Below are 18,149 nucleotides of genomic sequence, written 5' to 3'. Positions count from 1 at the left end.
CGACATGGGAAATCGACGGTTACGGGTCTCGGCGCTGGCGGCGGTGGCGAACCCGTCGTATTCGCGGGTGGACACCTGGAACCTGCTCGACGACGCCTGTCGGGAACTGGCCGCGGTTGACCGCGCCGGCCTGGACAGCACTCACCATGCCGCGCATGTGAAGCGCTTGATGCACCGCCTCGGCGCGTTCGAGCGGTACTGGCTGTTTCCGGGTGCGGCGCGGTTGGCGACGTTCCGCGGTTACCTCGAGGCGATGGCGACGGTGTCGCTCAGCGAGCAGGTCTCGCTGGTGGTGCGGTTGTTGTCGGACTACGGCGACCGCGCGGCGTTGTTCGATCTGAGCTCGCCGCTCTCAGAACAGGAACTGGTGGCTCAGGCTCGCCAGCAGCAGTTCTACACCGTGTTGCTGGCGGACGATTCGCCGCAGGAGGCTCCCGAGAGCCTGGCGGAAAGTCTCCGTGCGCTGCGAAAGGTCGACGACGAGGTGCAGGTCGAGTTGCTGGTGGTCTCGAGCGTGGAGGACGCCGTCACCGCGGTCGCGCTCAACGGCGAGGTCCAGGCTGCGATCGTGCGGCATGATCTGCCGCTCCGTTCGCGTGACCGGGTGCCGCTGATGACCACGTTGCTGGGCGTCAGCGACGACGCCGGAGTAGTCGACTGCGGCCGCGACGCCGTCGAATGCGGGGAATGGATGCGGCTGCTGCGGCCGCACATCGACCTGTACCTGCTCACTGATGAGTCGATCGCCGCTGACACCGAGGAGGAGCCGGACATCTACGACCGGACCTTCTACCGGCTCAACGATGTCACCGACCTGCACAGCACCGTGCTTGCCGGCATCCGGAAGCGCTACTCCACACCGTATTTCGATGCGTTGCGGGCCTATGCGGCCGAGCCGGTAGGCCAGTTCCACGCGCTTCCGGTGGCTCGCGGCGCCAGCATATTCAACTCCCGTTCGCTGCAGGACATGGGAGAGTTCTACGGCCGCAACATCTTCATGGCCGAGACTTCATCGACATCCGGCGGGCTGGATTCGCTGCTCGACCCGCACGGCACCATCCGGGTCGCGATGGACAAGGCCGCAAAGACCTGGAACGCCGACAACACCTATTTCGTCACCAACGGGACCTCGACGGCAAACAAGATCGTCGGGCAGGCACTGACCCGGCCGGGCGACATCGTGCTGATCGACCGGAACTGCCACAAGTCGCATCACTACAGTCTGGTGCTGGCCGGTGCGTACCCGATGTATCTGGATGCCTATCCGCTGGCGCCGTTCGCGATCTACGGTGCGGTGTCGCTGCAGACCATCAAGCGCGCGCTGCTGGACCTGGAGGCGGCCGGGCAGCTGCACCGGGTTCGGATGATCTCACTGACCAACTGCACCTTCGACGGCGTGGTCTACAACCCACAGCGGGTGATGGAGGAGATCCTGGCGATCAAGCCGGACATCTGCTTTCTGTGGGACGAGGCCTGGTACGCCTTCGCGACCGCCGTACCGTGGGCCCGGCAGCGCACCGCGATGGTCGCCGCCGAACGCCTGGAAGCCATGCTCTGCTCACCCGACTACGCCGAGGAATACCAGGCGTGGCGTGCCTCTATGGAGGGCATCGACCGCTCCCGGTGGAGCGAGCATCGGTTGTTGCCCGACCCCTCGGCTCGAGTGCGGGTCTATGCGACCCACTCCACCCACAAGTCGCTGTCGGCGCTGCGGCAGGCCTCGATGATCCACGTCCGCGACCAGGACTTCAACGCGCTGGCTCGAGACGCGTTCACCGAAGCGTTTCTGACTCACACCTCTACCTCGCCGAACCAGCAGCTATTGGCATCGTTGGACCTGGCTCGCCGACAGGTTGACATCGAAGGCTTCCACATGGTGCGGCGGGTCTACGATATGGCACTGGTGTTTCGCCACCGGGTCCGTAAGGACCGGCTGATCAGCAAGTGGTTCCGCATTCTCGACGAAGACGACCTGGTGCCCGCCCGGTTCCGGGAGTCGACGGTCAGCTCCTATCGCCAGGTTCGCCAGGGTGCGCTGGCGGAGTGGAACGAGGCCTGGCGATCCGACGAGTTCGTGCTCGACCCGACCCGGGTCACGCTGTACATCGGCAAGACCGGGATGAACGGCTACGACTTCCGCGAGAAGATCTTGATGGAGCGCTTCGGCATCCAGATCAACAAGACTTCGATCAACTCCGTGCTGCTGATCTTCACCATCGGGGTGACCTGGTCGTCCGTGCACTACCTGCTCGACGCGTTACGCCGGGTCGCCGGCGAACTGGACCATGCCTGGGAGGCGGCCAGCATCGACGACCGGGCGCTGCAGCAGCGCAAGGTGGTGGAGATCACCGAGGATCTGCCGCCGCTTCCGGACTTCAGCGAGTTCGACCACGCGTTCCGGCCCGACGGCGCAAGCGGATTCGGTGATATGAGGGCGGCGTTCTACGGCGGCTACGAGGAGTCCGATCGCGAGCACGTCCTGCTCGGCGACGCCGGCCGCCGGGTCGCCGACGGCAAGACCCTGGTGTCGACCACCTTCGTCGTGCCGTACCCGCCCGGCTTCCCGGTGCTGGTCCCCGGACAGGTGGTCTCCAAAGAGATTCTGTACTTCCTGGCCGAACTGGACGTCAAGGAGATCCACGGCTACAACCCCGACCTGGGGTTGGCGGTGTTCACCCAGGACGCCTTGGCGCGTATGGCAACTTCTCCGCGGGCGTGCGCGTCCCCGGCCGACACGCCGTCCTGAAACCCGTTTCGGCGCACGCTCGGCGCACGCTTACCGGCGGTGCGCCTCGTGCCAGGCACGCAGGATGTCGCCGGCGACCCGGCCCCGGCTCGACACCGAAAAGCCGTTCTGCTTGGCCCACGCACGCAGTTCGGCATTGTCCGGCTGGGAGGGCGGCTCGAACACCGGCGCTGCAGCTGCGTCATCGCCGAGCCAGGTATGCGCGGCAGCCAGGTAGCGGTAAGTGTATTCCTGTGCCAGTTTCCGCGTTTGGCAGAACACGATCGGCACGGTGGGGAAGGCGACCTGCAGTTCGGCCAGGGCATCGGCGACCTTGGCGGGGTTGGCGAAGGTCAGTGTGAAGATCTCCGAGTAGCGGTCTTCGACGACGACGGCCGCCCGCGGCAAGGCGGACAGCTCGGTGAGTTGGTATTTCAGTGAGCCCTTGACGAGGCTGGACGCCAGGTCCGACAGGGATTTCCGTTCCACCGCTGCAACCAGCCGCTGGCCGGCGAAGATGCCGTAGTCACCGCACGCCAATGCGCCGCGAGTGGCGGTCACCGGTTTGTCGCTGAACGTGTAGGGGTAGCGCTCATGAGCGTCGACGACGATCGCCAGGTCCGCGATACCACCGGCGCGGGCGGTGGGCGTGCGCACTCCCGGGCGCGACTGCTTGCGCGTCTTGGGACTCTGCCAGAACACCATCTGCCGGCCGCGGGCCATGGTGTGGACAAGTTGTGACCGGTTCTCCCGGGACCGGTCGGCGACCACATCGATGGCGGCGCCGCGGCGACTGCAACTACGCAGCGCGACCCGGTCGACGATCACCGGGTCAGCGGGCCAATCGGCGATGTCGAGTCGGTGGCAGTACAGCCCTTTGGTACGCGGCCATACATCCGACGTCGCGAATATCAGCCCGCCGCCCAGTGGCAGCCGGATCAGATAGGGCAGTCGAGAGTCCGGATTGGGATTGGTGGCGATGAGCAACTCCACAACCGACGACGTTAGCGGCTGGTTTTCCTCACCGCGATTGTTTCCCGGGCCACCGGTGCCGTTGCGGCGCATTGGCGCCTCCGCGACCGGTTTCCGCTGGCAGCCGGGCGCAGGCGAGTGGCGCAATGCGGCAAACCGCTGGTCAGCAGAGTTTCGCGGCGCTGTCATCCGGCGCCGGTGGACCCTTAGCGTGTCTGCATGGCCGAAGCCCGTGTCGCAGTCCAACCGAACCGCCGCGCGGACCGGGCGCGGCAGGTCGCCGACGTGCTGCGCCACCAGATCCACGCCGGCGCCTACGCCGGCGGGCTGCCCGGCGAAACGGAAATCGCTGACGAATTCATGGTGTCCCGCAACATCATTCGCGAGGCACTGAGCGCACTGAAGGCCGAGGGCCTGATCAGCCGGGGACCCCGAACCGGCACCCGGGTGGCGCAACACAAACACGACCACGGGCTGGACCTCCTGCTCGGTCTGCAGGAGACCTTCGACGGCCACGGCCAGGTGCGCAACGAGGTGCGGGTGGCAACGGTTGTCTATGCCCCGCCCTCCATCGCCCGGCGACTGTTACTCGACGCCGGCGCACCGCTGGTGTTCATCGAACGGCTGCGATACCTCGGTGATGTGCCGCTGAGCCTGGATCAGACCTATCTGCCGGCCGATATCGGCGACGCCGTGCTGGCCCATCCGCTGGAGGACAGCGACCTGTTCCCGCTGATCGAGCAGATCAGCGGGCAGCGACTCGGCGATGCCACGCTGGCGCTGGAGGCCATCCCGGCAGACCCGCACTCGGCGGCCATTCTGCAGCTGGCCGACGGTGCGGCCCTGCTGATGCTGGAGCGGCTCACCAGCTTTGAGGACGGCAGACCGGTCGACCTCGAATACATCCGGATGCGCGGTGACCGGGTCACCATGCGCGGAAGTCTGACAAGGAGCAATCCATGACGCTGGTCAGCAGCCGTTCCGACGTCCCGGTGACCATCGACGAGTCGCTGTGCATCACCGGGTGCACGCTGTGCGTCGACATCTGCCCGCTGGATTCGCTGGCGATCAACCCGGACAACGGCAAGGCCTTCATGCACGTCGACGAGTGCTGGTATTGCGGGCCGTGTGCGGCGCGCTGCCCGACCGGTGCCGTCACCGTCAACATGCCCTATCTGCTTCGCTGAACATAGTGACCACCAAGGTGTTTCATGAAGAAGACCCTGATCCTGCTGGCGTGCAGCCTGGTATTCGCCGGGTGCTCGCTGGATTCCGCGCCGGCGGGTGATTCCGTCGACGTGGTCGTGGGCTACCAGTCCAAGACCATCAACACCGCTACCGCCGGCACGCTGCTGCGCGCCCGTGGCTATCTGGAACGCCGGCTCGCCGACATCACCGCCCGGACCGGCACCCGCTACCGGGTCGACTGGCAGGACTACGACACCGGGGCGCCGATCACCGCACAGATGCTCGCCGAGAAGATCGATATCGGCTCGATGGGCGACTATCCGATGCTGGTCAACGGCGTCCGAACCCGGGACAGCGAGCAGGCCCGCACCGCGATCGTCTCGGTGACCGGCTACCAGCCGGCCGGTGCGCTGAACATGGTGGTGGTGGCGCCGGATTCGCACGCCGACACCCTCGCAGACCTGGCCGGGGCCAGAGTGTCGGCCAGTGTGGGCTCGGCGGGCCACGGCACCTTGCTGCGCGCGCTGGCCGGTACCGGGGCGCAAGTCGAGGTGCTCAACCAGCAGCCACAGGTCGGTGCCTCGTCCCTGGAGTCCGGGCAGGTACAGGGCCTGTCGCAGTTCGTGGCCTGGCCCGGCCTGCTGGTCTACCAGGACCGGGCCAGATTGCTCTACGACGGCGCCGAACTCAACCACCCGACCCTGCACGGGGTGGTGGTGCGTCGCGGCTATGTGCGATCGCACCCGGAAGTGCTCGACGCGTTTCTGCAAGCACAGCTGGATGCCACCGACTTCCTGAACCGCAAGCCGCTGGAGGCGGCCCGGATCGTTGCCGAGGGCAGCGGGCTGCCGCAGGAGGTTGTCTACCTCTATAACGGGCCGGGCGGAACATCGTTCGACACCACCGTCAAACCGGCGTTGGTCAAGGCGTTGAAAAACGATGTGCCCTATCTGAAGTCGATCGGTGATTTCACGGGCCTGGACGGTTTCGACATCGACCGGTTCATCGACGACGGGCCGCTGCGGGCGGCGTTCGCCGAGCGCAAGCTGGACTACAACAAGGCGGTCGCCGCCCTGGACAAGCCCGCGACGACCGGTGGCGAACTCTGGCTGCAGGGCTCGGAGACAACGGTGGGCGTGGCCGATCCCGACCAGCTGTTGCAGGCCGTGCGGGCAGCGACCGCCCGCGGCGATCGTGTCCGTGCGGCGTATGTGCACGACGCCGAACTGGGCACCCGCTGGTTCGCCGACAAGTCGGCGTGGGTCCGCGACAACGGGCACCACCTGGCCTTCGACACCGTCGCGGGGGCGCGGCGCTATGCGGCCGCGCATCCGGGCAGCACCGTGGTGGACTACCAGCAGGCGCTGGCGGCCGCGGCATGACCGCGGTGATCACCGGTGGCCCCGCGGTGTCGGCAACGGTCGATGCAGCGCCGCGCCGGCATGCCTCGGTGCGACGGTCCTGGCTGCTGCGCCTGGCGTCGGTCGCCGCCGCGGTCGGGCTGTGGCAGCTGCTGACCGCGGCCGACGTGCGCTGGTGGCTGCGATTCGACACCCTGCCCACCGTCGACGAGGTCTTCGCCACCCTGGTGCGCCGGCTGGGCACCGAGGCGTACTGGCTGGACCTGGCCCAGTCACTGGTCCGGATTCTGACCGGATTCGGCCTGGCCGCAGTCGCCGGGGTAGCCACCGGCATCCTGCTGGGCCGCTCCCGGGTCGCCGCGGACGTACTGGGACCGATCACCGAGCTGATCCGGCCCATCCCCGCGATAGCCGTCGTGCCGGTGGCGATCCTGCTGTTCCCGGCCGGCGAACAGGGCATCGTGTTCATCACCTTTCTGGCCGCCTATTTCCCGATCCTGGTCAGCACCCGGCATGCGGTGCGCGCGCTGCCGACGCTGTGGGAGGACTCGGTCCGCACGCTGGGCGGCGGCCGGTGGGATGTGTTGAGCCAGGTGGTGTTTCCCGGGATCCTGCCGGGGGTTTTCGGCGGCCTGTCGGTCGGGATGGGCGTGTCGTGGATCTGCGTGATCTCCGCGGAGATGATCTCCGGGCGCCTCGGTATCGGCTACCGCGCCTGGCAGGCCTACACGGTGCTGGCCTACCCCGATGTCTTCGTCGGGATCATCACCATCGGCGTGCTGGGTTTCGCGACGTCGGCGGCGGTGGAGGTGCTCGGGCGCCGGCTGACCCGCTGGTTGCCGCGCAGCGAGGAGTACGCGCGATGACCGCGGGCATGAGCCTCACTTTGGAGCGGATCCGGCTGTCCTACACCGATTCCCCGGTGATCGACGAGCTGAGCCTGGCGGTGCGCCCCGGCGAGATACTGGTGCTGACCGGACCGTCCGGCTGCGGCAAGTCGACGGTGCTGCGCGCCCTGGCCGGACTGCTGACACCCGATCGCGGCCGAGTGCTGGCCGACGGCGCCACAGTGGCCACCACCTCGGGGGAGAGGGCGATGGTGTTCCAGGACAACGCGCTGCTGCCGTGGCGGTCGGTGCGGTCCAACATCGAGCTGGCGCTGCGGCTGCGTGGTGTGCCGCGCAGCGGGCGCCGGGCACAAGCCGATCGGTGGATCACCGAGCTGGGCCTGAGCGGGTTCGGCGACTATCTGCCCAAGAGCCTCTCCGGCGGGATGCGGCAACGCGTGCAGTTGGCCCGGGGACTGGCCGGCGCTCCCCGTGCGGTGTTGATGGACGAGCCGTTCGGCGCCCTGGACAGCGCGACCCGCGCCGCGATGCAGGCACTGCTGATCGAGGCCTGGCGTACCCACCCGACCACGATCGTGTTCGTCACCCATGACGTCGACGAGGCGCTGGCGCTCGGCGACCGGGTGGCGGTCCTGGGCCGCGCCGGGCAGCCACTGCGGGCGCTGGCCGATGTTCCCGAGCCGCGCAGCGCGCGGCCCGAGCCCGCGTTGCGCGCCGAACTTCTTTCCGCATTGGACTATTCATGATCGAGATACCGGATGCCTCCCAGCCGCTGCGGCTGGACTGCGACGTGCTGGTGATCGGCGGCGGCACCGCGGGCACCATGGCCGCCCTGACCGCCGCCGAGCACGGTGCCCGGGTGCTGCTGCTGGAAAAGGCGCACGTGCGGCACTCCGGCGCCTTGGCGATGGGCATGGACGGAGTCAACAACGCCGTTATTCCCGGCAAGGCCGAACCCGAGGACTACGTCGCCGAGATCACCCGTGCCAACGACGGAATCGTCAACCAGCGCACCGTGTATCAGACCGCCACCCGCGGCTTCGCGATGGTGCAGCGGCTGGAGCGCTACGGCGTGAAGTTCGAGAAAGACGAGCACGGCGAGTATGCGGTGCGCCGCGTACACCGCTCCGGTTCCTATGTGTTGCCGATGCCCGAGGGTAAGGACGTCAAGAAGGCGCTCTACCGCGTGCTGCGGCAACGCTCCATGCGCGAGAAGATCCGCATCGAGAACCGGCTGATGCCGGTACGCGTGCTCACCCGGGACGGCCGAGCGGTCGGCGCGGCCGCATTGCACACCCGCACCGGCGAGTTCGTCGCCGTCGGCGCCAAGGCGGTGATCCTGGCCACCGGGCCGTGCGGGCGCCTGGGGCTGCCGGCCTCGGGCTACCTGTACGGCACCTACGAGAACCCGACCAACGCCGGTGATGGCTACTCGATGGCCTATCACGCCGGCGCCGAGCTCTCCGGCATCGAGTGCTTCCAGGTCAACCCGTTGATCAAGGACTACAACGGGCCGGCCTGCGCCTATGTCGCCAACCCGTTCGGCGGCTATCAGGTGAATGCGCTGGGGGAGCGCTTTGTCGACTCCGACTACTGGTCCGGACAGATGATGGCCGAGGTCAAATCCGAGATCGACTCCGCCCGAGGGCCGATCTACCTCAAGGTGTCGCACCTGCCCGACGAGACGCTGTCGGCGCTGGAGGACATCCTGCACACCACCGAACGGCCCACCCGGGGCACCTTTCACGCCAACCGCGGCCACGACTACCGCACTCACGACGTGGAGATGCACATCTCCGAGATCGGCTTGTGCTCGGGGCATTCGGCGTCGGGGGTGTGGGTCGACGAGCACGCCCGCACCACCGTGGCGGGCTTGTACGCGGCGGGTGACCTGGCCTGCGTGCCGCACAACTACATGATCGGCGCCTTCGTCTTCGGTGATCTGGCCGGCGCGCACGCAGCGTCCACCCTGGCCGGCGTCGCGGCTCCGCAGCAGCTGCCGGCCGACCAGCTCGCCGCTGCCCACGAGCTGATCTACCGTCCGCTGCGCCACCCTGACGGCCCGCCGCAACCGCAGGTGGAATACAAGCTGCGCCGGTTCGTCAACGACTATGTCGCACCGCCCAAGACGGCCGCCAAGCTCTCGCTGGCGGTGCAGACCTTCGAGCGGATGCGCGGTGAGATCGCCGAGATGGGCGCGCGCAGCCCGCACGAGTTGATGCGGGCGGTCGAGGTGTCCTTCATCCGGGACTGCGCCGAACTGGCGGCCCGCTCGTCACTGACCCGCACCGAATCGCGCTGGGGTCTCTACCACGAGCGTGCCGATCTGCCCGGCCGGGACGACAGCCGGTGGGGGTATCACCTCAACGTGCGCAAGGGCTCCGACGGGGAGATGGAATTCCTCAAACGCCCCGTCGCACCGTATTTCGTCGCGGTGCCCGAGCTCGACGGGCTGCCGCCGGCCGACCAGTCGGTGTACCCGGTGTCGCAGCCGCCGCTGCTGGGCGGTCAGGCGCCTGCGACCGCACAGTCCCGGGTCGCGCCGCCGGGCGCCTCGCGCCCGCCGTCGCCTCGGATCGCGGCCGTCGTCGCCTTGGACGAGCCGGCCCTGTCGGACCTCGTCGGTTTTCTTGGCGACCCCGATCCGGCGGTGCGGCGCACCGCGGTCGCCGTGCTGACCGAGCACACCCCCGACGGGTATGAATCCGCGTTGTTCGATGCCCTCGCCGACGACGACGCCGCGGTACGCCGGACCGCCGCCGACGGCGCTCGCGAACTGGTCGAGGTGGTGACGGAGCCGGGCGCGCCCACTGCCCAGCTGCACTCGACAGATCCGGTGGTTCGTGCCTGCGTGCTGTATCTGCTGTCCAGTCGGCGCGTCGGGGACCCCGCGGCCTATCGCGCCATGCTGGCCGACCCCGACCACCGGGTGAGGATCGAGGCGGTGCGGGCACTGGTCTCGGTCGATGATGCACCGGCCGTGGCCACCGCCGCCGGCGACGGCAACCGCGAGGTGCGTATCGCAGCGGCGAACGCGTGCGCGACGCTGGGCACCGGGGCCGACACCGTCCGCGGCCTGATCGGGGACCCGGACCCGCTGGTGCGCGCCGCCGCGTTGGCAGCACTCGGCGAGATCGGTTGCGGCGACGAGGCCATCGCTGTGGTGGTACCGGCCCTGACGGAGTCGGCGTGGCAGGTTCGGGTCGGCGCGGCGCGGGCGCTGGCCGGCGCTTCCGCCGCCGAGGCGGTGCCCCGGCTGACGTTCGCGCTCGAGGATCCGCACCTCGACGTGCGCAAGGCCGCAGTGCTGGGATTGGCACGCTGGGCCGCCTCGGACCGCGCCGCACGTGATGCGTTGGGCATCGCCGTCAAGGACAGCGACGCCGACGTTCGCGCCTATGCGCGTGCAGCACTGCGGGAAGCAGGCGTGCACTCGGGCGGCTAGGTGGTCGACAACGGTGGAAACGGTATGCGGCGCGCGCCGGGATCAGTACCCTGACTCGGCATGGCCAATGCCCCCACAGCCTCCACCAATGCGCGCCTGTCCGTGCAGGACTGGGTGCAGGCCGGCTTCCGCATTCTGGCCGAGGACGGCGTCAAGGCCCTGACCATCGATCGGCTCTGCCGGCGTCTCGGGGTCACCAAGGGCAGCTTCTACTGGCATTTCTCCGACATGAAGACCTACCGGCAGGCGGTGGTCGACACCTGGGCCGCTGTCCGTGACGAGGACCGCGGCGACTTCGATGCGCTGTCGGCGTTGCCGCCGCGCGAGCGACTCTCGCGCATGATGACCTCGCTGGTCGGGCCGCGGCACTGGATGCTGGAACGCGCGATGCGCGAGTGGGCGCGCTCGGAGGACAGCGTCGCCGAAGCGGTGCGCAGCTCGGATCGGCGGGTGCTCAAGGCGGTCCGCCAGGTCTTTCTCGACGACGGCTTCGACTCTGACGCCGCCGACATGCGTGCCAACGCCACGTTCGCCGCGGGGATCGGATTCCTGCACCTGGCCGGCTCGCGCCCGAGCCCGCGGGCGGTAGGCCGGCGCGAACAGTTCCTGGACGTGATGCTGCGACACTGACCGTCCATACCAAAAGGTATGGTACGTTCCCGGGATGACGACACCGCCGGTCACCGCGGACTTCATCGATCGGTTGGCCGACCGCGCGGCGGAGGCCGAAGACCTGCGGCGGCTGCCGGCCGCCACCATCGAGGATTACCGGCGCTCTGGGTTGGCCGGTCTGCTGCTGCCGGCGCGCTACGGCGGTCAACAGGCGGAGTTCGCGGAGATCCTCGAGCCGATCCGGGCCATGGCGCACGGCTGCGCATCCAGTGCCTGGACGCTGGGCTTCTACACCCTGCACAACTGGATGCTGGCGCTCTTCGGCGAGCAGGCCCAGGACGAGGTGTTCGCTTCCGGGCCGGTGCTGTGTCCGGCGCCGTTGGCCCCGACCGGTCGCGGGGTGCCCGACGGCGATGGCATCCGGCTGCGCGGCCGATGGTCCTGGGCGACCGGGGTCGCCAACGCCGACTGGATCCTGGTCGGGGGAATCTGCGGCCCTGACGACGCGCCTTATCCGGCGCTGGTGCTGCTACCGGCCTCCGACATCAGCGTCGAAGACGTCTGGCACACCGCCGGTATGCGGGCCACCGGTTCCAACGACGTCGTCGTCAACGACGTCTGGGTGCCGCAGCACCGGCTGGTCAAGGTCGTCGACATCTATTCGGGCACCGCGCCGGGTGCCGCGCTGCACGACGCCCCGGCATACCGCTGGCCGATGGTGCCGGCGCTGGCGATGGTGGCGGCGATGCCCGCGCTGGGTTCGGCCGAACGGGTAGCCGACCTCTACGCCCAGCGTCTCGGCGAACGGGTGTTGGCCTATTCCGGTGCGGCGCAGAAGAATCAGCCCGCCGCGCAGATCCGACTCGGGGACGCGAGGGTACGGCTGCGCGCGCTGCGAGGGCTGCGCGACGACACGGTGGCCGGCATCCAAGCTGCGGTCAGCAGCGGGGAACGGATCGGCCGAGCCGCCCGGGCGGACGCGCGCGCCGCGGCCGCCCACATCGTGCACGAATCCTGCAGTGTGATCGCCGATCTGCTCGAAGCGTCCGGGGCGAGCGTGCATTTCGTGGACAACCCGCTGCAGCGGATCAAACGCGACGTCGACATCATCTGCGGGCACGTCGTTTTCGACTACGACGTGGCGCGCGAACTGTCGGGCGCGCTGGAGGCCGGAGTGAAGATCTCCCCGATCGCGATGATCTGATCGCGACCTATATCCCCAGGGCGCGATAGGTCCGGCGCACGAACTTCGGTTGCGCGACCCGCAGTTTGCCGACCGAGGTATTGCCGGCCACGGCGACGGCCGCCTCGGTGGACAGCGTCGGGGCGTTCTGGATCAGGTACAGCAGAATGAGATCCGCCGCCGGATCGGCCTGCCACCAGGTGCCGTAGGCGCCCGGCCAGCTGAACGTGCCCGCGCCCCCGGGACCGAAGATCGGCTGGGATTTCGCCGCGTCGGTCACCACCGACAGATTGAGGCCGAATCCGCGGCCGACCCAGAACGGGGCCCCCAGGAACGGATGGCGCTTCTGGGCGGCGGTCAGCTTGTCGGTGCGCATCGCCTGCACCGATTCCGCCGAGAGCACCCGGGTGCCGTCGAACACACCGTCGGCCAACAGCATTCGTGCGAAAGCCAGGTAGTCGTCGGCGGTCGACATCAGCCCGCCACCGGCGTTGGGGAAGGCCGGCATGGTGATCGGCATCGGCCCCATCGCGTCGTCGCGCAGGGTGTCGCCGTCGATGCGATACATGGTGGCGCTGCGCCCGCGCAGCGCGGGGGAGACGCAGAACCCGGTGTCGGCCATCCCCAGTGGCCCGAGAATCCGTTCGTCGAGCACCTGCGGCAGCGGCTTGCCCTCGACGCGGGCCAGCAGCACCCCGAGGACGTCGGTGCCGTGCCCGTAGGTCACCCGCTCGCCGGGCTGATCCACCAAGGGTAAGGCGGCCAGTGCGGTCAGCCAGGGATCCGGACCGCGCCCGAACGGCAGCCGCTGATACTCCCGCGCGATCGGCCCGAGCGTCGAGAAGCCGTAGCCGATGCCGCAGCGGTGCGTCATCAGATCCCCGATCGTCAGCGCTCGCCGGGCCGGGGCGGTGCGATCCAGCGGCCCGGCCGGGTCCACCAGCACGCTGGGCGCGGCGAACTCCGGTAGCCAGTGCGCGATCGGATCGTTCAGCCGCAGCCGGCCCTCGTCGACCAGGCTCATCGCGGCGGCCACGGTGACGGGTTTGGTCATCGAGGCGATCCGGAACACCGTGTCGCGGGTCATCGGCAACTGCGCCCCGACGTCGCGGTAACCGATCTCGTTGACCTGAAGCAGCTTGCCGCGCTGCCAGACGACTGTCACCGCACCGGCCAGCAGGCCGGTGTCGCAGGCCTCGGACAGCGGCGCCCGATTGGGGTCGAGGTTCACCGGCTCAGGCTAGCGGTGACGGGATGCTAGGCTACGCGGCAGTTCGACATCCTTTAACGATCCGTCCCGCGAGGCGGAGAAGGAGGTCCAGCGGTTTCGCATGGGCGCTGCCGGTAATTCCAGCACCGACCGGGAATTGATGTCCTCGGCGGATGTGGGTCGCACGATCTCTCGTATCGCGCATCAGATCATCGAGAAGACCGCCTTGGACGAGGTTCGCGGCGCCGATGATCCCGCCGCGCCACGGGTGGTGCTGCTGGGCATTCCGACCCGCGGAGTCACCCTGGCCGATCGCCTGGCCGCCAAGATCAGCGAATTCTGCGGGGTCGAGGTCGGGCACGGCGCCCTGGACATCACGCTGTACCGCGACGATCTGATGCGCCAGCCGCCGCGGCCGCTGGAATCCACCTCGATCCCGGCCGGCGGCATCGATGATGCGTGCGTGATCCTGGTCGACGACGTCCTCTACGCCGGCCGATCGGTACGTGCCGCCCTCGATGCGCTGCGCGACGTGGGCCGGCCCCGGATCGTGCAGTTGGCGGTGCTGGTCGACCGCGGCCACCGCGAGTTGCCGGTGCGCGCCGACTACGTCGGCAAGAACGTGCCGACCTCCCGCGGTGAGAGCGTGCACGTGCTGCTGGCCGAACACGACGGCCGTGACGCGGTGGTGATCACCCGATGACCGCCAGACACCTGCTGGCGGCCGGCGATCTGAGCCGTGACGAGGCCACCGCGATCCTCGACGACGCCGACAGGTTCGCCCAAGCCCTGGTCGGCCGCGAGGTCAAGAAGCTGCCCACGCTGCGCGGACGCACCGTGATCACCATGTTCTACGAGAACTCCACCCGCACCCGGGTCTCGTTCGAGGTGGCCGGCAAGTGGATGAGCGCCGACGTCGTCAACGTGTCCGCGTCGGGATCCTCGGTGGGCAAAGGGGAGTCGCTGCGCGACACCGCGCTGACCCTGCGCGCCGCCGGCGCCGACGCACTGGTCATCCGGCATCCGGCGTCCGGTGCTGCACAGCTGCTCGCCGAGTGGACCGCAGGCGCCGAGGGAGGCGGTCCGCGGGTGATCAACGCCGGCGACGGCACCCACGAGCACCCAACCCAGGCGTTGCTGGATGCGCTGACGCTGCGGCAGCGGCTCGGAGCGATCGACGGCCGCCGAGTGGTGATCGTCGGCGACATCGTGCACAGCCGGGTGGCCCGCTCCAACGTGCGACTGCTGGCGACGCTGGGCGCGGAGGTGGTGCTGGTGGCCCCGCCGACATTGCTGCCGGTCGGGGTGGCCGACTGGCCGGTGACGGTGAGCCACGACTTCGACGCCGAGCTGCCGGCCGCCGACGCGGTGCTGATGCTGCGAGTGCAGGCCGAACGGATGACCGGTGGCTTCTTCCCCTCGGCGCGCGAGTACTCGGTGCGCTACGGGTTGAGCGAGAAGCGCCGCACCATGCTGGCCGATGACGCGGTGGTGTTGCACCCCGGACCGATGCTGCGCGGGATGGAGATCGCCTCGTCGGTCGCGGACTCGTCGCAATCGGCGGTGCTGCAACAGGTTTCCAACGGCGTACACGTGCGGATGGCGGTGCTGTTCCACCTGCTGGTGGGCAGTCGGTCCGCGGCGGGGCCGGGGGCGGCCGGAGAGGACGAAGCGCCGTGAGCGTGCTGATCCGCGGGGTGCGGTGTTACGGCGAGGGCGACCGGGTCGACGTGCTGGTACAAGACGGCCAGATCGCCGAGATCGGTGCGGACCTCGGTGCCCCGGCCGGATGCGATGTCGTCGACGCACCCGGTCAGGTGCTGCTGCCCGGCTTCGTGGACCTGCATACCCATCTGCGCGAACCGGGTCGCGAATACACCGAGGACATCGAAACCGGTTCGGCCGCAGCGGCACTAGGCGGCTACACCGCGGTGTTCGCGATGGCCAACACCGATCCGGTCGCCGACTCCCCGGTGGTCACCGACCACGTCTGGCAGCGCGGCCAGCAGGTCGGCCTGGTCGATGTGCACCCGGTCGGTGCGGTCACCGTCGGGTTGGGCGGGACGCAACTGACCGAGATGGGCATGATGGCCGCGGGCGCCGCGGGCGTTCGGATGTTCTCCGACGACGGGGTGTGCGTGGCCGACCCGCTGGTCATGCGTCGCGCACTGGAGTACGCCACCGGGCTGGGGGTGCTGGTCGCCCAGCACGCCGAGGAGCCCCGGCTGACCGTCGGCTCGGTCGCCCACGAGGGGCCCAACGCCGCCCGGCTGGGGCTCGCCGGTTGGCCGCGCGTCGCCGAGGAGTCGATCGTCGCTCGCGACGTCCTGCTGGCCCGCGACGCCGGTGCCCGCCTGCACATCTGTCACGCATCCACCGCGGGCACGGTGGAGCTTCTCAAATGGGCCAAGGCGCAAGGTATCTCGGTGACCGCCGAAGTGACTCCGCATCACCTGATGCTCGATGACAGCCGGCTGGCCGACTACGACGGCAGGAATCGGGTCAACCCGCCGCTGCGAGAGGCCGCCGATGCGGCCGCGCTGCGCCAGGCACTGGCCGACGGCGTCATCGACTGTGTGGCCACCGACCATGCTCCGCACGCAGAACACGAGAAGGCCTGCGAGTTCGCCGTCGCCCGGCCCGGCATGCTCGGGCTGGAGACGGCGCTGTCGGTGGTGGTGGCGACCATGGTGGCGCCCGGGCTGCTCAGCTGGCGCGACGTGGCCCGGGTGATGAGCGAACGGCCCGCGCAGATCGTCGGCCTGCCCGACCAGGGCCGGCCGCTGGAGGTGGGCGAACCGGCCAATCTGACCGTGGTGGACCCCGAGGCGAGCTGGGTGGTGGCCGGCGACCGGCTGGCCAGCCGGTCGGCCAACACCCCGTATGAGGCGATGACACTGCCGGGCGCCGTCACCGCGACCCTGCTGCGCGGCCGGGTGACCGCGCGGGACGGGAAGATCCCGGCATGAACACGCCCACGATGGTCGCGTCGCTGATCTTCGCGGTCGTGCTGGTGCTGGTGATCGGGTGGTTGATCCGGTTGATGATGCGCGGCTGGCGCCGGCGGGGGCAGTTGCAGGAAACCCTGATCGGCACGCTGCCCGCGGTGCCCGACATGGTGGGCCCGCCCATCGTGGCGGCCACCCGAGGCCAGTACCTGGGCTGCACGCTCGCGCCGAAGTGGAACGACCGGGTGGTCGCCGGCGACCTGGGTTACCGCACCAAGGCGGTGCTGACCCGCTACCCGGAGGGAATCATGGTGCAGCGCAGCGGCGCCCGCCCGATCTGGATTCCGCAGGATGCGATCCTGGCGGTCCGCACCGAACGCGGTATCGCCGGCCGCGCCATCCCGACCCGAGCCCACGACGGGGTGCTGGCGATTCGCTGGCGACTGCCGTCGGGCACCGAGATCGACACCGGCTTCCGCGCCGACGACCGTTCCGAACACACCCGCTGGCTGGAAGGCGACAACACATGAACCCGCGCGCGGTGCTGGTTTTAGAAGACGGCCGGATCTTCACCGGACGGCCGTTCGGGGCCGTGGGGCAGAGCCTGGGCGAGGCGGTGTTCTCCACCGCGATGTCCGGCTACCAGGAGACTTTGACCGACCCCAGCTACCACCGGCAGATCCTGGTGGCCACCGCCCCGCAGATCGGCAACACCGGCTGGAATCGCGAGGACAGTGAGAGCCGCGACGAGAAGATCTGGGTGGCCGGCTACGTGGTCCGCGACCCGTCGCCACGCGCCTCGAACTGGCGGGCCACCGGAACCCTCGACGAGGAACTGGTGAGCCAGGGCATCGTTGGGGTGGCCGGCGTCGACACCCGCACCGTGGTGCGGCATCTGCGCAACCACGGCGCCATGAAGGCCGGGGTGTTCTCCGGCGATGCGCTGGCCGCACCCGAGGAGTTGGTGGACAGGGTCCGTGAGCAGCCCTCGATGCTCGGCGCCGACCTCGCCGGGCAGGTCAGCACCGATACCGCGTATGTCGTCGAACCCGACGGGGCGCACCGGTTCACGGTGGCCGCGCTGGATCTCGGCATCAAGATCAATACGCCGCGCAACTTCACCCGGCGCGGCATCCGCTGCCACGTGCTGCCCTCATCGGTGGACTTCGCCGCGCTCGCCGACCTCAAGCCCGACGGGGTGTTCCTGTCCAACGGGCCCGGGGACCCGGCCACCGCAGACCGCTTGGTGGCGCTGACACGCGAGGTGATCGGCGCCGGAATCCCGTTGTTCGGCATCTGTTTCGGTAACCAGATCCTGGGCCGAGCGCTGGGCCGAAAGACCTACAAGATGAAGTTCGGGCACCGCGGCATCAACATCCCGGTGATCGACCACGCCACCGGACGGGTCGCGGTGACCGCGCAGAACCACGGATTCGCCTTGGAGGGGCAAGCAGGAGAAGTCTTCAACACCGACTTCGGCCCGGCGGTGGTCAGCCACACCTGCGCCAACGACGGGGTCGTCGAGGGCGTGAAGCTCGCCGACGGCCGAGCCTTCTCGGTGCAATACCACCCCGAGGCCGCGGCCGGACCGCACGATGCGGGACACCTTTTCGACCAGTTCGTCGACCTGATGGAGAACCGATGAGCGCTCGCGGAA

At 69.1% G+C, this 18,149-nt stretch carries 16 protein-coding genes; 14 read left to right on the top strand and 2 right to left on the bottom strand.

The genetic code is table 11. The annotated features are described in order from the left end of the window. Nucleotides 1–4: 4 nt before the first annotated feature. A complete protein-coding gene (locus BST10_RS08265; protein ID WP_109559459.1) occupies nucleotides 5–2,746 on the top strand; it encodes an aminotransferase class I/II-fold pyridoxal phosphate-dependent enzyme in 2,742 nt (913 codons plus the stop codon). A gap of 30 nt (nucleotides 2,747–2,776) precedes the next feature. On the opposite strand, the gene BST10_RS08260 is transcribed toward BST10_RS08265, so the two are convergent. Continuing rightward, nucleotides 2,777–3,718, bottom strand: coding sequence for an ERCC4 domain-containing protein (locus BST10_RS08260; RefSeq protein ID WP_205277400.1), 942 nt, complete (start codon nucleotides 3,716–3,718; stop codon nucleotides 2,777–2,779). A gap of 198 nt (nucleotides 3,719–3,916) precedes the next feature. Here BST10_RS08260 and BST10_RS08255 point away from each other — a divergent pair, with 198 nt between their 5' ends. The 8 genes from BST10_RS08255 to BST10_RS08220 are packed head-to-tail and all read left to right on the top strand — an operon-like array spanning nucleotide 3,917 to nucleotide 12,355. Further along, nucleotides 3,917–4,660: a GntR family transcriptional regulator gene (locus BST10_RS08255; RefSeq protein ID WP_083037407.1), complete on the top strand. Its 744-nt coding sequence runs from the start codon at nucleotides 3,917–3,919 to the stop codon at nucleotides 4,658–4,660. Beyond that, on the top strand, nucleotides 4,657–4,884 hold the full coding sequence (locus BST10_RS08250; RefSeq protein WP_083037406.1) for a 4Fe-4S dicluster domain-containing protein: 228 nt from the start codon (nucleotides 4,657–4,659) through the stop codon (nucleotides 4,882–4,884). The genes BST10_RS08255 and BST10_RS08250 overlap by 4 nt, the downstream gene beginning before the upstream one ends. A gap of 24 nt (nucleotides 4,885–4,908) precedes the next feature. Further along, nucleotides 4,909–6,267 (top strand): ABC transporter substrate-binding protein, encoded by a 1,359-nt coding sequence (locus BST10_RS08245; RefSeq protein WP_083037405.1) that lies wholly within the window; start codon nucleotides 4,909–4,911, stop codon nucleotides 6,265–6,267. Beyond that, nucleotides 6,264–7,112, top strand: coding sequence for an ABC transporter permease (locus BST10_RS08240; protein WP_083037404.1), 849 nt, complete (start codon nucleotides 6,264–6,266; stop codon nucleotides 7,110–7,112). The genes BST10_RS08245 and BST10_RS08240 overlap by 4 nt, the downstream gene beginning before the upstream one ends. Further along, entirely contained in the window at nucleotides 7,109–7,840 is a 732-nt protein-coding gene (locus tag BST10_RS08235) for an ABC transporter ATP-binding protein (protein WP_083037403.1), read from the top strand. Before BST10_RS08240 ends, BST10_RS08235 begins: the two co-directional genes overlap by 4 nt. Next, nucleotides 7,837–10,539 (top strand): fumarate reductase/succinate dehydrogenase flavoprotein subunit, encoded by a 2,703-nt coding sequence (locus tag BST10_RS08230; protein WP_083037402.1) that lies wholly within the window; start codon nucleotides 7,837–7,839, stop codon nucleotides 10,537–10,539. Before BST10_RS08235 ends, BST10_RS08230 begins: the two co-directional genes overlap by 4 nt. A 60-nt stretch (nucleotides 10,540–10,599) precedes the next feature. After that, nucleotides 10,600–11,169: a TetR/AcrR family transcriptional regulator gene (locus BST10_RS08225; protein WP_083037401.1), complete on the top strand. Its 570-nt coding sequence runs from the start codon at nucleotides 10,600–10,602 to the stop codon at nucleotides 11,167–11,169. 34 nt (nucleotides 11,170–11,203) lie between these two features. Next, entirely contained in the window at nucleotides 11,204–12,355 is a 1,152-nt protein-coding gene (locus tag BST10_RS08220) for an acyl-CoA dehydrogenase family protein (RefSeq protein WP_083037400.1), read from the top strand. Between the two features lie 7 nt (nucleotides 12,356–12,362). On the opposite strand, the gene BST10_RS08215 is transcribed toward BST10_RS08220, so the two are convergent. Beyond that, nucleotides 12,363–13,565: a serine hydrolase domain-containing protein gene (locus BST10_RS08215; RefSeq protein ID WP_083037399.1), complete on the bottom strand. Its 1,203-nt coding sequence runs from the start codon at nucleotides 13,563–13,565 to the stop codon at nucleotides 12,363–12,365. 100 nt (nucleotides 13,566–13,665) lie between these two features. Between BST10_RS08215 and pyrR the strand changes: the two genes are divergently transcribed. The 5 genes from pyrR to carA are packed head-to-tail and all read left to right on the top strand — an operon-like array spanning nucleotide 13,666 to nucleotide 18,137. Continuing rightward, the gene (pyrR, locus tag BST10_RS08210) at nucleotides 13,666–14,247 is read left to right on the top strand and encodes a bifunctional pyr operon transcriptional regulator/uracil phosphoribosyltransferase PyrR (protein ID WP_013829247.1); all 582 of its coding nucleotides are present in this window, start codon (nucleotides 13,666–13,668) and stop codon (nucleotides 14,245–14,247) included. After that, entirely contained in the window at nucleotides 14,244–15,224 is a 981-nt protein-coding gene (locus tag BST10_RS08205; RefSeq protein ID WP_083037398.1) for an aspartate carbamoyltransferase catalytic subunit, read from the top strand. Before pyrR ends, BST10_RS08205 begins: the two co-directional genes overlap by 4 nt. Then, the gene (locus BST10_RS08200; protein ID WP_083037397.1) at nucleotides 15,221–16,513 is read left to right on the top strand and encodes a dihydroorotase; all 1,293 of its coding nucleotides are present in this window, start codon (nucleotides 15,221–15,223) and stop codon (nucleotides 16,511–16,513) included. Before BST10_RS08205 ends, BST10_RS08200 begins: the two co-directional genes overlap by 4 nt. Continuing rightward, nucleotides 16,510–17,022 (top strand): PH-like domain-containing protein, encoded by a 513-nt coding sequence (locus BST10_RS08195; RefSeq protein WP_013829244.1) that lies wholly within the window; start codon nucleotides 16,510–16,512, stop codon nucleotides 17,020–17,022. Before BST10_RS08200 ends, BST10_RS08195 begins: the two co-directional genes overlap by 4 nt. After that, a complete protein-coding gene (gene carA / locus BST10_RS08190; RefSeq protein WP_083037396.1) occupies nucleotides 17,019–18,137 on the top strand; it encodes a glutamine-hydrolyzing carbamoyl-phosphate synthase small subunit in 1,119 nt (372 codons plus the stop codon). The genes BST10_RS08195 and carA overlap by 4 nt, the downstream gene beginning before the upstream one ends. Nucleotides 18,138–18,149: the final 12 nt, after the last annotated feature.

Origin of the sequence: Mycolicibacter algericus DSM 45454 (assembly GCF_002086455.1) — a bacterium.
In the GTDB taxonomy this organism is placed as follows: Bacteria; Actinomycetota; Actinomycetes; order Mycobacteriales; family Mycobacteriaceae; genus Mycobacterium; species Mycobacterium algericum.
Note: the sequence above shows the minus strand (reverse complement) of the source record. Positions and strands in the feature narration are given on the sequence as shown.